At 62.1% G+C, this 14,642-nt stretch carries 16 protein-coding genes; 3 read left to right on the forward strand and 13 right to left on the reverse strand.

Annotated features, from left to right (window positions below):
- Positions 1 to 62: 62 nt before the first annotated feature.
- The 6 genes from R4P64_RS17480 to fmt form a co-directional block, all read right to left on the reverse strand.
- Positions 63 to 671, reverse strand: coding sequence for a riboflavin synthase (locus R4P64_RS17480; RefSeq protein WP_033232138.1), 609 nt, complete (start codon positions 669 to 671; stop codon positions 63 to 65).
- A gap of 6 nt (positions 672 to 677) precedes the next feature.
- Positions 678 to 1,685 (reverse strand): bifunctional diaminohydroxyphosphoribosylaminopyrimidine deaminase/5-amino-6-(5-phosphoribosylamino)uracil reductase RibD, encoded by a 1,008-nt coding sequence (ribD, locus tag R4P64_RS17485; RefSeq protein WP_317822088.1) that lies wholly within the window; start codon positions 1,683 to 1,685, stop codon positions 678 to 680.
- Between the two features lie 55 nt (positions 1,686 to 1,740).
- Positions 1,741 to 2,424: a ribulose-phosphate 3-epimerase gene (rpe, locus tag R4P64_RS17490; protein WP_033232252.1), complete on the reverse strand. Its 684-nt coding sequence runs from the start codon at positions 2,422 to 2,424 to the stop codon at positions 1,741 to 1,743.
- Positions 2,425 to 2,488: 64 nt separating this feature from the next.
- Complete coding sequence (locus R4P64_RS17495; protein ID WP_033232253.1) at positions 2,489 to 2,836, reverse strand: MmcQ/YjbR family DNA-binding protein; 348 nt, start codon at positions 2,834 to 2,836, stop codon at positions 2,489 to 2,491.
- A gap of 94 nt (positions 2,837 to 2,930) precedes the next feature.
- The gene (locus tag R4P64_RS17500) at positions 2,931 to 4,373 is read right to left on the reverse strand and encodes an RsmB/NOP family class I SAM-dependent RNA methyltransferase (protein WP_033232140.1); all 1,443 of its coding nucleotides are present in this window, start codon (positions 4,371 to 4,373) and stop codon (positions 2,931 to 2,933) included.
- Positions 4,370 to 5,293: a methionyl-tRNA formyltransferase gene (gene fmt, locus R4P64_RS17505; RefSeq protein WP_317821954.1), complete on the reverse strand. Its 924-nt coding sequence runs from the start codon at positions 5,291 to 5,293 to the stop codon at positions 4,370 to 4,372. Before fmt ends, R4P64_RS17500 begins: the two co-directional genes overlap by 4 nt.
- A gap of 292 nt (positions 5,294 to 5,585) precedes the next feature.
- On the opposite strand from fmt, the gene R4P64_RS17510 reads away from it, so the two are divergent.
- Positions 5,586 to 5,792 (forward strand): hypothetical protein, encoded by a 207-nt coding sequence (locus tag R4P64_RS17510; RefSeq protein ID WP_094272784.1) that lies wholly within the window; start codon positions 5,586 to 5,588, stop codon positions 5,790 to 5,792.
- A 22-nt stretch (positions 5,793 to 5,814) separates the two neighbouring features.
- Here R4P64_RS17510 and R4P64_RS17515 read toward each other — a convergent pair whose 3' ends face one another.
- Both R4P64_RS17515 and R4P64_RS17520 read right to left on the reverse strand, forming a co-directional pair.
- The gene (locus R4P64_RS17515) at positions 5,815 to 6,780 is read right to left on the reverse strand and encodes an esterase/lipase family protein (RefSeq protein WP_317821956.1); all 966 of its coding nucleotides are present in this window, start codon (positions 6,778 to 6,780) and stop codon (positions 5,815 to 5,817) included.
- A 69-nt stretch (positions 6,781 to 6,849) separates the two neighbouring features.
- A complete protein-coding gene (locus R4P64_RS17520) occupies positions 6,850 to 8,289 on the reverse strand; it encodes an MDR family MFS transporter (protein WP_045067681.1) in 1,440 nt (479 codons plus the stop codon).
- 125 nt (positions 8,290 to 8,414) lie between these two features.
- On the opposite strand from R4P64_RS17520, the gene R4P64_RS17525 reads away from it, so the two are divergent.
- Positions 8,415 to 9,059 carry a TetR/AcrR family transcriptional regulator gene (locus R4P64_RS17525; RefSeq protein ID WP_051730342.1) on the forward strand — a complete coding sequence of 215 codons (645 nt, stop codon included), beginning with the start codon at positions 8,415 to 8,417 and terminating at the stop codon, positions 9,057 to 9,059.
- Positions 9,060 to 9,071: 12 nt separating this feature from the next.
- Here R4P64_RS17525 and R4P64_RS17530 read toward each other — a convergent pair whose 3' ends face one another.
- Both R4P64_RS17530 and R4P64_RS17535 read right to left on the reverse strand, forming a co-directional pair.
- Positions 9,072 to 10,493 carry an MFS transporter gene (locus tag R4P64_RS17530; RefSeq protein WP_172935481.1) on the reverse strand — a complete coding sequence of 474 codons (1,422 nt, stop codon included), beginning with the start codon at positions 10,491 to 10,493 and terminating at the stop codon, positions 9,072 to 9,074.
- Complete coding sequence (locus R4P64_RS17535; protein ID WP_317821957.1) at positions 10,490 to 10,945, reverse strand: MarR family winged helix-turn-helix transcriptional regulator; 456 nt, start codon at positions 10,943 to 10,945, stop codon at positions 10,490 to 10,492. The genes R4P64_RS17530 and R4P64_RS17535 overlap by 4 nt, the downstream gene beginning before the upstream one ends.
- Positions 10,946 to 11,210: 265 nt before the next feature.
- On the opposite strand from R4P64_RS17535, the gene R4P64_RS17540 reads away from it, so the two are divergent.
- Positions 11,211 to 12,116, forward strand: a complete 906-nt coding sequence (locus R4P64_RS17540; RefSeq protein ID WP_317821958.1) for a hypothetical protein — start codon at positions 11,211 to 11,213, stop codon at positions 12,114 to 12,116.
- An 86-nt stretch (positions 12,117 to 12,202) separates the two neighbouring features.
- On the opposite strand, the gene R4P64_RS17545 is transcribed toward R4P64_RS17540, so the two are convergent.
- The 3 genes from R4P64_RS17545 to R4P64_RS17555 all read right to left on the reverse strand — a co-directional run bounded on the left by R4P64_RS17545 (position 12,203) and on the right by R4P64_RS17555 (position 14,631).
- Entirely contained in the window at positions 12,203 to 12,736 is a 534-nt protein-coding gene (locus R4P64_RS17545; protein WP_317821959.1) for a glutathione peroxidase, read from the reverse strand.
- A gap of 96 nt (positions 12,737 to 12,832) precedes the next feature.
- Positions 12,833 to 13,426, reverse strand: coding sequence for a PadR family transcriptional regulator (locus tag R4P64_RS17550; protein ID WP_045067677.1), 594 nt, complete (start codon positions 13,424 to 13,426; stop codon positions 12,833 to 12,835).
- A gap of 101 nt (positions 13,427 to 13,527) precedes the next feature.
- Positions 13,528 to 14,631: an ABC transporter substrate-binding protein gene (locus tag R4P64_RS17555; protein ID WP_317821961.1), complete on the reverse strand. Its 1,104-nt coding sequence runs from the start codon at positions 14,629 to 14,631 to the stop codon at positions 13,528 to 13,530.
- Positions 14,632 to 14,642: the final 11 nt, after the last annotated feature.

Raw genomic sequence — 14,642 nt, forward strand, 5'->3', positions numbered from 1 at the left:
GCCTACTGACCAACCCTGTTACCAACCCTACGACCGTCCGTCAAGACCCGATCGAGGCGGTCCTACCTACCGGCAGCGTGCAACCGTTCGACGTATTTCGCGATCACGTCGACCTCGAGATTGACCGGTGTGCCGATCGTCGCGGTTCCGAGTGTCGTCAACTCCAGCGTCGTCGGAATGAGCGAGATCTCGAAGTACTCGAACCCACGCTCACCTCCCAGCGCCGACACCGTCAGGGACACACCGTCCACGGTGATCGAACCCTTCTCCACGACGTACCGCGAGATGGACTCGGGCAGCGAAATCCGCACGATCTCCCAGTTCTCGGACGGCGAACGGGAGATGACGTGGCCGGTACCGTCGACGTGGCCCTGCACGAGATGTCCACCGAGACGGCTGTTGAGTGCTGCTGCGCGCTCGAGATTGACTCGGCTGCCGACAGCCAAGCTCGCGAGGCTCGAACGGTTCAGCGTCTCCTGCATGACGTCTGCAGTGAAGGAACCGTCGTCGAGTACGTCGACAACCGTGAGGCAGACGCCGTTCACCGCGATGGAATCACCGTGACCGGCGTCGGAGGTGACCAACGGTCCGCGCACCGTGAAGCGCGCGGCGTCGACCAGTTCTTCCTTGGCGACAACTTCGCCGAGTTCTTCAACAATTCCAGTGAACACGCGTGCCTACTCCTCGTTCTCCGGAGCGGAATTCTCCGGAACCAGACTCAACAAAATATCGGGGCCAATCGTTACCGCGGACTCCAAGTGGAACCGGCGAGCATCGGCGATGGTGTGTACTCCCGCGTCGACCAGCGCCGACGCTCCCCCGCCGAGCAGGATCGGAGCGATGTACGCCTCGATGACGTCGACATACCCTGCGGCCAGGAATGCACCCGCCAGGCGTGGTCCGCCTTCGAGCAGCACGTCCGTATATTCGGTGAGCGCCTCGACAACCTCGTCGATACTCTCCGTATTCAAGATCAGCGTCGGAGCCGCGTCGTCGAGAATCCTTGCAGTCGAGGGTATTTCACGCTTCCCGACTACCACGCGCACCGGCTGATGGGCCGCGAGGTCCCCCGTCGGCTGACGCGCGGTCAACCAGGGATCGTCTGCAAAGACCGTGCCGGTACCCACCACGATTGCGTCGACCTGCGCCCGCTGGGCATGTACGCGTGCTCGAGCAGCCGGACCCGTGATCCATTGACTCGTGCCGTCTTCGGCAGCGCTGCGGCCGTCGAGGCTCGCCGCGTACTTCCACGTGATGTGCGGACGGCCGGTGCGCTGCTTGTGCAGCCAGGCGCGCAGCGGACCCGCTTCGACCTCAGCCGCTCGTAGTCCGGACGTGACCGAGATTCCGGCGCGCATCAGCGTCGCCGCACCGCCGGACGCTTCAGGATTGGGGTCGCCGACGGCATAAACCACGGCCGCCACACCGGCGTCGATCAACGCCTGTGAACACGGCCCGGTCCGCCCCTGATGGTTGCAAGGTTCGAGCGTGACCACCGCCGTGCCGCCGCGCGCTGCCCGGCCGGCTTCGGTAAGAGCCACGATCTCCGCATGCGGACCACCTGGGGGCTGAGTCATGCCCACGCCCGCAATGGTTCCGTCGGCGCCCAGAATGACGGCGCCCACGGGCGGGTTGGGGCTGGTGAACCCGCGTGCGGAATCAGCAGCAGTCAACGCGATCTGCATTGCGGCGTCGAGATCAGAACTCGACACCGGAACAGCCTTTGCCATGTCGGTGTTCTCAGACCGACAGCGTCAGGTGCGGCGACGCGGATGCGGCCTGCGCACGAAGCTTGCGCACAGCTTCTCCGGGGTCACTCGCGCCGTACACGGCGCTACCGGCGACAAAGCAATCGATGCCCGCTTCTGCGGCCTGTTCGATCGTGTCCGCGTTGATGCCGCCGTCGATCTCGACAAGCAGTTTCAGCTCGCCCGAGTCGACGAGCTTACGAATCGTGCGGGCCTTCTCGAGGACCTGCGGCATGAAGGACTGCCCACCGAAGCCTGGCTCGACGCTCATGATCAGCAACGTGTCGAAATCTTTGAGGATTTCGAGGTAAGGCTCGATGTCGGTTCCGGGCTTGATGCTCAGACCTGCTTTGGAACCGGCAGCGCGAATGTCGCGGGCAACCGAACGCGGATCATCGGTGGCTTCGGCGTGGAACGTGACGTTGTATGCACCGGCCTCGGCATACGGCGGCGCCCAGCGCTCGGGGTTGTCGATCATCAGATGGCAGTCGAGCGGAATATCCGTTGCCTTGAGCAGGCTTTCGACCACCGGAAGACCCAGTGTCAGATTCGGAACGAAATGCGCGTCCATCACGTCGACGTGAAGCCAATCAGAACCGGCAACGGCGGCCGCTTCGTCGGCGAGGCGTGCAAAATCGGCGGACAGAATGGACGGTGCAATCATCGGGGAAGCCACGTGCCCGAGTTTAGCCGTGGCGTCTGCGCCCCTGTGCACGCCCGTCGGTGCGGTCGAAAATCTGTCAGTGCTTGACTGCGGCGCGAAGCTTGCGCACCTTCGACGGAGCCTTGATCCGCCATGCGTCCTCGAGCATTTCCGCCAACTGATCCTCCTCGATCAGTTCGAGGTGCACCAGGATCGAACCGTGCCCGTGGTAGTGATCCGTCGTGAAGAACGGCGCTTCCCCACTGGCGAGCAGCGCCTCTTTCTCGTCCAGACCACACATCACGACCAATGCGCCCTCGGCTTCGGTTCGCAAGCGCGCAAATGTCTTGCCTGCCACCTTGAGTGCTGGGGTGTTGTACGACGTCGATTCCTCCACTGACGGAAGCGCCGAAGCGAGTACGACAACCTGTTCCCACGTAACCATGGAGGGAACCATACGACTCCGGGGGCCGGAAGTCACCTCCCCACCCCTGTGCGCCGTTTTGGTCGGTCCCGCTACCAAAACGGCGCACAGCTACCTACGCCAGTGGTTTACGCAATGCCGCCATGAACATTGCATCCGTGCCATGGCGGTGCGGCCACAATTGAACCGAATTGCCGTCGCCGACGTCCGGCACACCGGGCACCAGCTCCTTGGTGTCGAGTTCGACGACGCCATGACGGCGGACCGCATCGGCAACAACGGCCAGCGTTTCCGACAAGTGCGGCGAGCACGTGGAGTACAGCACCACACCACCGGGACGCACCAATTCGATTGCCGCGGCGAGCAATTCACGCTGCAACTTCACCAGCGGGGCGACATCCGACGGTTGGCGACGCCACCGCGCTTCCGGACGCCGACGCAACGCGCCCAGTCCGGTGCACGGTGCGTCGACGAGGATGCGGTCGTAGCCGGGTTCGAGGCCGGACTCGCGTCCGTCCGCCACGTGTACGTCGACGGGTAGCTCACGGGTGGTCTTGCGGATCAGTTCCGCGCGGTGGGCGACGGGTTCGACGGCGTCGAGGCGCCCACCGTCGATTCCTGCCAGCGCTCCGAGAAGCGCTGCTTTGCCGCCGGGACCAGCGCAGAGATCGAGCCAGCGGCCACCGTCGTCACCGTCGAGCGGTGCGAGAGTCAGGGCGCGAGCAACCAGCTGGCTGCCTTCGTCCTGCACACCGGCCAAGCCCTGACGCACCGCATCGAGCTGGCCAGGATCGCCGCCGTCGAGATGCACGGCGTACGGCGAGTACGGGCCGATCTCGCCGCCGGTGACCAGCGCCAGCTCTTCGGCCGAGATTTCGCCGGGCCGCGCAACGAGGTGCACGGCGGGGCGGGCGTCGTCGGCAATCAGGACGTCTTCGAGTTCACCGGCCGCAGCGCCGAGCGAATCGGCGAAGACCTGTGCGATCCACACCGGGTGCGCGTGCTCGAACGCGAGGTGCCCGATCGGGTCCTTCGGCGCCAGCAGTTCCACCCACTCGTCCTGAGTGCGTTCGGACACCCGGCGCAGTACCGCGTTGACGAATCCTGCTCGCCCCTGGCCGGATTCAGCGCGCGCGAGGTCGACAGACGTTGCGACGGCAGCGTGCGGCGCGACGCGCGTGCGCAGCAGTTGGTAAGAACCCAACCGCAGCACGTCGAGAAGGTTGCCGTCGATTTCCTCGATCGGACGACCCGACGCGTGCACGATCACAGCGTCGAGCAACCCCTGCGCGCGGGCAGCGCCGTACGCCAGTTCTGTTGCCAAGGCAGCATCGCGGGAGTCGAGTTTGCGATCGCGGAGCAATCCGGGCAGAACCAAGTTTGCGTAGGCGTCGCGCTCGCGGACCGCGCGCAGCACGTCGAGAGCTGCGAGACGCGGCTGATCGAGTCCAGCCGTCGGATCGGGCCGCTTTGCCTGCTTCGGCTTGTTGTTTCGCGACCCGTTCCGCTTGTCGCCCGGGCCTTGGGCCTGGCGGGCTGGTCGTCGTGATTCGGTCATGCTGCTCGTACCTCCGCGTCGAGTCGGGCACCGCGTGCCCAGTCCCCTGCCGACATCAATTTCTTGCCCGGGGGCTGTATCTGCCCGAGTCGCACCGCCGTCGTAGCGGTACCGATGTACAGACCGTCCTTACGTACTGCGATCTCGCCGACTGCCAGTACGTCGTCAGTCACGGTGACCGGTCCGAGCTTGGCCCGCAGGTCACCGATCATCGTCCACGCGCCCGGCGCAGGCGTGACCGCCCGAATGTGGCGGTCAACGGCCGCAGCGGGACGATCCCAGCGCACCCGGGCCGCGTCGACGGTCACCTTCGGCGCGTACGAGACTCCGTCGTCGGATTGAGGAACCGCCGTGATTGCACCGGCTTCGATTCCGTCGAGCACTGATTCGAGCAGGCCGGCGCCACCTTCGGCCAGTCGCCCCAGGAGATCGCCGGCGGTGTCGGTGTCGCGAATGCGTTCGGTCATCACGCCGTACACCGGTCCGGTGTCCATGCCCGCTTCGAGGCGGAAGGCGCTGGCACCGGTGACCTCGTCACCGGCGCTGATCGCTGCCTGTACCGGCGCAGCACCACGCCACGCGGGAAGCAGCGAGAAGTGCAGGTTCACCCAACCGAACTTCGGGATGTCGAGTACGTTCTGCGGCAACAGATTTCCGTAAGCGACAACAGGCGCACAGTCCGGCTCGTAGCTTTTCAGCTCGGCCGCGAATTCGGGATCTGACGCCTTGACGGGAGTCAACACCGGAATGCCGTGTTCGTCCGCGAGCATGCCGATGGGTGACCGGGTGACTTTTCGTCCGCGACCGGCGACGGCGTCAGGACGCGTCACCACGGCAACGACCTCGTGATTGGCCGACTCGATGAGTCGACGCAAGGACGGGACGGCAGGTTCCGGCGTTCCGGCGAATACAACGCGCATGTCAGCCCTCCCTATTCTCAGGGCTGCCGAGACTGTGATCAGCTCGCTGGCCGCTCGAACGTGGTGGACTGCAAGTCACGAAAGCGCTCCCGGATGTTGGTACGAATGGAACCCTCAGTCTAGGGAGTGCTGAGCGCAGGTTGTACCGCGCGCCATGTCACGCGCAATTCTCAGCAAATTCTTTGATCAGAACGCTGCAGATTCACCGACCGACGGTATTGACTGTTTCTGGCGTCGCCACCGGGCGTCGCGCGGCAAGAAGAACATGCACCGACCACACGGAGGAACTTCGATGGCAGGGATCGACAGCAAGTTCGACAAGGCGTACGCAGGAAAATCCGTCGAAGACTTGGCCGACGCTCCGGTAGCGGCCCTGAACGGCGTAAGTGATTCGGACGCCGAGCATTTGAAGGCCGCATTCAATATCAAAACGGTCCGCGATCTGGGCACCAACAAGTTCTTCCTGTGGGCGCAGGCAGCGGCCAAACTCGCCGAGTAAGCGAAGCCGGTCGCAGGCGACGTCAAGAGTTGGCGTCGATCACCACTTGCGGAATATCGGTGCCGAGCGGGACGGCCGTACACGGTGCGTGCCGCTCGGCATCGGGATCGAGCGAGGTGCGGATGATGTCGATCACGTAGGGGTCGTACGGCATCCGGAAGTGCCCGGTCAGGTTCTGCGGGCACAGGTCCTGCAGGACGATGTTCTCGGCGCCTGAGTCCCGCAACGCGATGTTGCCTGACGGTTGGATCACTTCGTCGACCTGCGAGCCGATGGTGGTGTACCGCACCCCTGGCACGGTGTCGCCGCCGTTGTTGAGACTGCGCAGCAGATCCGATCCCTCCATCTGCTCGCGCACGGCAACCGAGAAAGTGTCCTCGACAAATTCTTCGCCGCCGGGTATTGCCCGAACGAGTGGCACGAGCCCGAACATCACACCGCCGTACGTCGGCGAAGCCAGCCCGATCCAGTGGTCGACAAACTGCGAACCACCAAGTTTGTTGGTGTAGTACCGAGTTACCGTGGCGCCCTGCGAGTACCCGATGACGTCGACGCGATCAGCGCCCGTCCTCGATCTCACCTGATCGACAAAGGCCCTGAATTCGCTTGCGCTCGAGACGATGTCGCCGACGCCGAAGGTATCTTCCTCAGGATCCCCGCCGTAGTTGAGAACAAAAACGCAATAGCCATCGGCAGCGAGGGCAGGCGCCACAGCCGCCCAGTCGGTGTACGCCTGAGTGTCCGTGCCATGTGCAAGCAACACCGGACGTGGATGCTCGGCCGTGGGCCTGCAGTCGAAATTATTGGACCCGGCCGGCGCCGAATCGGGGTGAGTCTCTGCATATGCGGTTGCCGCGTGACGGGTTATCTGTGCGGGTCCGACGTGTGTGGGAACGCTCGCCCCGGACTGCGCGCCGGCAACACTTGGTAGCGCCACCAGACAGGCGCTAGCCAACACCAATCCTGCAATTCTTGTTCTACCCGACATAGTTCAGCACTCCCGCCCCGATCCCGATCCACACCAAGGCCAATCATAAGTGCAGACGAACACGCATCCCTAGCTGGTCACTGCCGGCTTCCGGATGAAGAACGAACCTGCCACCGCGATCAGGGATATGACGCCACCCCACATGAATGCGGTGTGGATACCCGATTGCTGAGCAGCGACGTCAGTCGCACCATCGGCGAGTTGGGAGGCGGCTGTGTTCGACATGATCGTGACGAACAACGCGGTTCCCGCCGCACCGGCCAACTGCTGACCGGTATTGAAAATCGCACTGCCGTGGGAATACAACTCCGACGGGACCGATCCGAGCGACGACGTCATCAGCGGAGTCATCACCAATGCCAGACCCACCATCAGCATCGAATGGATGCCGACAACCATCGGCAAGCCGGTCTCCGTGTCGAGGAGCGTCATCAGCCACAACGCGGCGCTGACCACGACGACACCGGGGATGACCAGCGGGCGCGGACCGACGCGGTCGAAGACCCGACCGACGAACGGTGCCAGAATGCCCATGAGCAAACCACCGGGGAGAAGCAACAAACCGGTCTTCAACGTGTCGAGGCCGAGCACATTCTGCAGGTACAACGGCAGCAGAATCAGCGCACCGAACAAGGCCATCATGCTGATCGCCAACATGGCCAATCCGATGCTGAACGTCGGCGTGAGGAATGGCCGCATGTCCAGGAGGGCGCGCCCGTCCTCTTGCCGCGACAACTGACGCAGAACAAACACGACCAGCGCCACGACACCGACAACCAGCGGTACCCACACCGGCACGCCGGATCCCTCGGCGGAATGTCCGAGACTACCGAGTCCGTAGACGATGCCACCGAATGCCAACGCGGACAATACAACCGACAACCCGTCGAACGGTGCTGCGCCGGTAGTGGTGAGGTTCTTGACCAAAGCGGAGCCGATGGCAAACGCAACCAGGGCGATCGGCAACACAAGCCAGAACATCCAGCGCCAGTCCAGCGATCGCAGGATCACACCGGAGAGTGTCGGACCGATCGCCGGAGCGACGGCGATCACGATGGAGATGACGCCCATCATGGCGCCGCGCTTATGGGCGGGAACAACACGCAGGACCGTGGTCATGAGGAGTGGAAGCATGATGGCGGTACCACCGGCTTGGATCACTCGACCCGCCAGAAGAAGTTCGAATCCGGGTGCGGACGCCGCGAGGAGCGTGCCGACGCTGAAGAGCGTCATCGCGGCTGCGAATACTTGCCGGAGAGTGAATCGCTGGAACAGGTAGCCCGTCGTCGGAATCACGACGGCCATGGTCAGCATGAATCCAGTGGTCAGCCACTGTGCTGTGCTGGCGGTGATGTCCAGGTCCACCATCAAACGTGGCAGTGCCACACTCATGATCGTCTCGTTGAGGATCATCACGAACGCTGCGACGACCAGCACGGTGATCAACAATTTGCTACCGCGGTCGAGGTCAACCGATTCCGGTTGGGCTTCCGTCTCTTGAATATGCATGCGCTACTGAGAACTCTCTGGTCTTAGAAGACAAATCAACTTATTTAACTGACAATATCAATCATCTTGAGAGTCACTGTCAAGTTGATTTCGGCTGGTAAGTTGAGCCGCATGGAGGACTGCGGATGACCACACACGACAGCGTCAAGGTCCCCGCGGCAAAACGCGCTCCCGACCTGCGGGAACGCCGCCGCCAGGAAACTCGCCTCGAGATATCCCGGGCCGCTCTGGAACTTTTCGAACTCCACGGCTCGTCGGCGACGACGGTTGACGAAATCGCGCGCCGCGCCGGAGTCTCGCCCAGCACATTTTTTCGATGCTTCGCCACCAAGGAAGACTCGGCCCTCAGCGTCGAGGTCGAGTTCGAGACGGAAATCGTCGAATGGCTCGATGCGATCCCTGCCGACGACGTGACTCTGACAGGGATGCAGGAAATCTACGGGAACATCATCGAGAGACTGGAGGCCTCGCCTGACAGGCGAGATCGAATACTGCGAGTTCGGCGCCTCCTCGCATCCGACCCCCATCTGTGCGCATCGTCATTTGCCACAGAATCCATGGCACTGATCCAACTGACGGACCGAGTTGCCATCAAACTCGGCGGCGAGAATGCCCGCCCTTACGCTCGACTACTCGTCGAAAGTGCCGCGATGACAACACGTATCGCGGTCGATACCTGGGCAGAACGCCTGGACAACGGCGCCGAGGCTGATCTGGCACAGATTTACCGGAGCACGTGCGAAGATCTGCGACGCGCCGCAGCGAGCTGATCGACAGTGAGATCAGGCAGACGAACTCGGGGAATCGACAGCGCGGGCCGGTCCCATGTTGCGCGAGAACATGATCCCGACAAGAAGGACCAATCCTGAAACTGCGATGAACCATCCAGTCCGGTGCAGACCAGCGTCGTCGATCTGATGACCGGCCGTTACCTGCAACACCACAACCGCAAGATTCGCGCCGATGAACGCGACTGTGCGGTAAACGCCGATAGCCGCACCAACTTCGTCCACGGTTGTCACCGCATTGATCAGGCTTTGATTGCCGATGTTGTTGAAACCGTTCGGTATACCAAGTACTGCGGCAACAAGGAGAAGCACCAAGACCGGTGCAGTCGAGCTTTCGACCGAAGCGATCAACACCCCGCCGACCAGCAGCGCACACGTACCGACAAACAGAGTGCGACGGGCGCCGTACCGCCGGTATGTGCGAGACCCGATCATGGTGGCCACCACGCTGACCCCCGCGACGGGCAGCATCGTCAAGCCGGCCTCGATCGGGCTCATCCCCCGCGCGTACTGCAGCCATTGTGGAATTCCGAAAAAGACGCAGTAGAAGCACGTGTACGTGAGCAATGTCCGACCCAGAGTGGCACTGAGCGCGCGATTACGTGCCAGGGCCTCGACATCCAGAAACGGCTCCGGAGCGCGGTGCTCCCACCAGACAAAGAGACCGAGTCCCGTCACCGCAACGGGAAGCAGCCACCACGTCGGGTTCCCCGGCAACGAAACCAGCAGCACCATCGTCGACGTAATCGTCACGAGGAACAATCCGATTCCGACCACATCGAGAGCATGGAGCGCTTCCCGAACCGACACTCGCCCACCGCCGGCAAAGCCCACGTCAGCACGCATAACCACAACAGCACTAAGCACGACGACGGGAAGATTCACCCACAGGATCGATTGCCACCCGAAAGCCCCCACAAGGAGACCACCGACAGTGGGACCAAGAGCCGCAACGGACTGACTGCAGACGACCAACGTTGCAATCGCCGTACGCGGCTGGCGCCCGTAGCGCTCGGAGTAGCTGCGGACCATGGTCATCGCGTTGGGCATGTGGGCTGAAATGCCGAATCCGAGGATCACGTACGCACCGATCAACCAACCGACATTCGGGGCAAGCATCCCGACGCACGATCCGATGGCGACCAGGGCTAAGCCTCCGAGAAATACCCGGCGAGCGCCCAGCAATGCACCGAGCCGACCCATCATGGGGGCACCAACAGCGGTCGTGATGTACATCGCGGAGATGATCCAGGAAACGCCGCCGTTCGACCCGAACTGAGCGGCGATACCAACAATTGCCACGGCAATCATCGACGAATTCAGCGGTTGCAGAATGCTGCCGGTCGCTGCCGCACCACTCACCCGGAACGGAACAGGCAAGGCCTTGGTATCTGCCTGGTCCTCGACGGCAGTCATGCGCGCATCACTGACTCCTGCGCCGATGTTGTATCGGTCGACTCAGCCGCACGCCGCAGCAAACGTCCTGCGAGATAAAGCAACTCACGTTCGACGTCAGTGAACTCCTCCGTCAGCACGGACGTAAGCCATTCACTACGGGCGGCGCGGTCCACGTCCAAGGTCCTGCGGCCGATGTCCGTGATCGAGATCAAACTCGCGCGAGCATCATGTGGATCGACGGTGCGCGTCACCATCCCCTTCTCCTCGAGGAGAAGCACAGTCCGGGCGATTGTTTGCGGGACTACCCGCTCCAAATCGGCAAGCGCACGCGCACTCATCGCGCCCACCCGATCCAGATGCGCAAGTGCCTGCAGTTGGGTTGGAGTCAACAAATGCCCGGAACTCTTCGTCCGAATCCTTCGACTGAACAGCGCCACGTCTTCCCGCAGCCGGTCGGCACGTTCGTCCATGCGATTCTCCCTAGTCTCATTAGCCAGGGTAGCTGCTTATTTCTTCTAAGGTCTTGGATGTGAGCTGTCTCTATTGAAATTTTTTCAACAGACTATCTGTCAAATTTTGTGAGGTGACGTGACGTTGCGAGCCCAAACTGCGATGTAGACCCCGGATTGCTGATCCGACGGATCGGATCCACAGAATCCTGGGATTCACCCGAGATGACCGCCTACGAGAACGAAGACCACTTGCAGCGGATCGTCGCAACCGACCCCGCAGGACGTGCCCGGTGTCCCCGAAGGCGCTTTGACTGTTCGCGAGCTTTCGACCACGGCAGGCCCCGCAGACGTGTGCATTGTCAGCCTTGACGGCACGATCACGATCGTCGAGTGCAAGCTTGCATCGAACTCCGAGCGACGCAGAATGGTGATCGGGCAGGTTCTCGACTACGCATCCGCGATCTGGGTCGATGGTGCTAAATCGTTCAGGGAGCAATGGAATCGTCAGCGGGGTGATGATCTTGCCGCGCTCGGGGAGACTGCACTCGAACAACTCGACCTCAACATCACAGAAGGCCGCATCGACCTGTGTCTTGCCGTCGACCGTATCGACAACGATCTCAAACGCTTGGTCGAATTCCTGAACCGAATAACTCGCGACGAAGTGGCAGTCACCGCTCTTCAGCTGACTTATGCCCGACACGGGGACATCGAATTCCTGATGCCTTCCACCTACGGCGGCGAAATCGCGGCCGTTAAAGCCCGCAGTTCTGGCCCCTCGACATCCTGGACCACACAATCATTCCTCGACGCACTCGACGCCACGTCCGACCGCGTCTCCGCCCAGCGGATCTTCGAACTTCTCGAAAATCTCGATGACATCCGCGGACCGCACGAGGCCCTGTGGTTCGGCAATCGTCCGGGAGGCGGCATCTTCTTGTACCCCTATGGACTCCGGTACGCACCCATCCAATTGTGGATCAACAAAACCGGCCAACTCATGGCCTACGGAACCTGGAACCAATACGAGGTTGTACGTCAGCACCCGGGTTTCGCCGAACTAGCCGGATTGATCGGGCAAGACCACCATTCCACCGCAAAAGGTTTCGCAATCGCCGACGTCGATCTCGACGAACTTTGGCACGTTGTGCTGCGTTGTGCGATCGAAATCAACAGGTCCGACGCTTGAGACAGCAAACCCGGGAGACCACGCAGGGGCTCCCGGGATTGCGACTAAATATTCAGTTGGTAGACCTGCTTACAGCAGCTCCGAAATTACAGCAGCTCGGAGATTTCCTCGGCGATCTGCTCGGGGGTGATTGTCGACTCGAACCGGCGAACTACCGCTCCGTCACGATCGACGAGGAACTTCGTGAAGTTCCACTTCACTTCGTCGGTACCGATCGCCTCGGGGCGCGTCTTGCTGACGTGCTCGAACAGGAATCCGATTTCGGGCCCGAATTCACCGGGTGCCTCGCTGCGGAGGTGCTCGTACAGCGGGTCCGCGTTGTCGCCGTTGACCTCGATCTTTGCGTACACCGGGAAGGTGACGTTGTAGGTCGTGCTGCAGAACTCCTGGATCTCAGCGTCCTGGCCAGGCTCCTGATCTCCGAACTGATTGCTCGGGAATCCGATGACCCGAAGGCCGCGGTCCTTGTTCTCCCGGTACAGGGCATCGAGGCCTTCGTACTGCGGTGTGAATCCACACTTGCTTGCCACGTTGACGACCAACAGAAGGTTGCCCTTGTACTGGCTCAGATCCTCGGTGGATCCGTCGGCAGCCTTGACGGCAAAGTCGTGGACACTCATGAACTCTCCTGATTATCGAAGTGATTATATTGCTACCCAAGGTAGTTCATGCTTCGCCGGCGATAGTGACCGGACACACCAACACGAGTGCCGCACTCAACTGTCAGTATCGGTGGACCCGTCGTCGGCAAGAACGCGATACAACGCTCGACGCGCTTCGATCAGAACATCGGCAGCGGCCTTGACCTGCGCTGGTGTACCCACTGCGGCGACCTGACCGGCAGCACCCATCAGTTGCCCGATCAGCTCACGCAGATCCTGCTCGGGAGCGCCGACGCTGTCGCGAACCTCGTCCCACGGTGCACCGAGATCCGCCCGGTGCTGCTCGACGTACGCGGCACCTTCCTCGGTGAGTTTTGCAGTCTTGCGTCCGGCGACCTTGTCGATGATCACGAGGCCTTCGTCTTCGAGTTGCGACAGTGCGGGGTAGATCGATCCCGGACTCGGCTTCCACACTCCGCCACTGCGTTCGACGATCTGTTGAATCAGTTCGTAGCCGTGCATCGGTTCTTCGGCAATGAGGAGCAGAACAGCCGCGCGAACGTCACCTCGACGCCCGCGCCCGCCGCGTCCGCGCCCACGTCCGAAGTGCGCGCCGGGACCGAACCCTGGGCCAGGTCCGCCGTCGGGCCCGAACCGCCCTCGACGATGCCCGCGCCCACGGTCGCCGTCGGGAAAATGCCTGTCCATTGTTGCTACCCTTCGCCGATATCGCTGATAGTTCGACGATATATCGCACAGATCGAAGGTGCAATGTCCCGAGCAGTAAAGGTGCAATGTCTCGAGCAGTATCAGCCCACCGTCGAGCGCAGTCCGTCTGCGAGTTTTTCCAGTGCGTCGATCTCGCGGATCCCTGGATCCATCTCTGCCCCGGACAATGTGACGTAGTTGCGGTTCCGCACAGCAGTCATCTGCGCGGTCACCGGATTCGATTCGAGAAAGGCGATTTTTGTTTCCAACGAATCACCGTCTACTCGCCGACGGTGAAGGTCACCGAGCACCAACACATCCGGGTCGCGGTCGGCTACCGCTTCCCAACTCACTTCCGGCCAGTCGTCGGACAGATCCGCAAATACGTTGACGGCGCCTGCCTCGTCGGCAAGAAGACCTGGGGCCGAACAACATCCGGCCATGTACGGAGCCTCGAGTCCGGAGAACCAGAAAGCGAGCGTTCTTCCCGAACCGGCAACACCGGCCGCCGCTTCCGATAGCCGCGACTGCAGTTCGGCAATCAACTCTGCGCCACGATCCTGCACGTCGAAGATCGCCGCCAGCTCACGAATCTCCCGGTACAGCGTGTCGATGGTCAGAGTCGCGGTACGCGAGACGTTCTCCCCCTCCACGACGGCATCGGTACAGACAGACGGCGACTGATACGTGGGAACTCCCAGTTCCGCGAATCGGGAGCGTTCCGCAACAACGGCTGAGGTGAAGGTGTGGGCGCTCGCCGACGTCACCAGATCGGGTTCGGTGTCGAGTACCACTTCGAGCGACGCGTCATTGTCGGCCAGTCTCGGCACCAGGTCGTTCTGGGCCGCGAGAGGAGCGAGAACAGGATCGAACCAGGTGGAGGTGCCTACCATCCGGTCGCCGAGACCGAGCGAGAGCAAGATCTCCGTCGCACTCTGGTACAGCGACACAGCTCGTTGCGGCGCCGAATCGAATGTCACTGACACACCACAATTTTCGAGTGTCAACGGGTAACTTGTAGGGCCCGCTGCATCAGCAGCAACGGTAATCGGGGTCGCGGCGTCCGGCGCAGTAGCGCTGGAGCACCCGGTCAGTAGTGCGGTGGTGCAGAGCAATCCGGTCGCGGCAGTGAGTGCGCGCGTCAGTGGTGCGGTGAGCACGGAAAGTCGTCCTTCGATCAGGGGCTCGGTCGCGGAACCCGACATGTGGCAATCGC

It is taken from the genome of Rhodococcus sp. IEGM 1366, from assembly GCF_033142425.1.
Taxonomy (GTDB): domain Bacteria; phylum Actinomycetota; class Actinomycetes; order Mycobacteriales; family Mycobacteriaceae; genus Rhodococcus_F; species Rhodococcus_F globerula.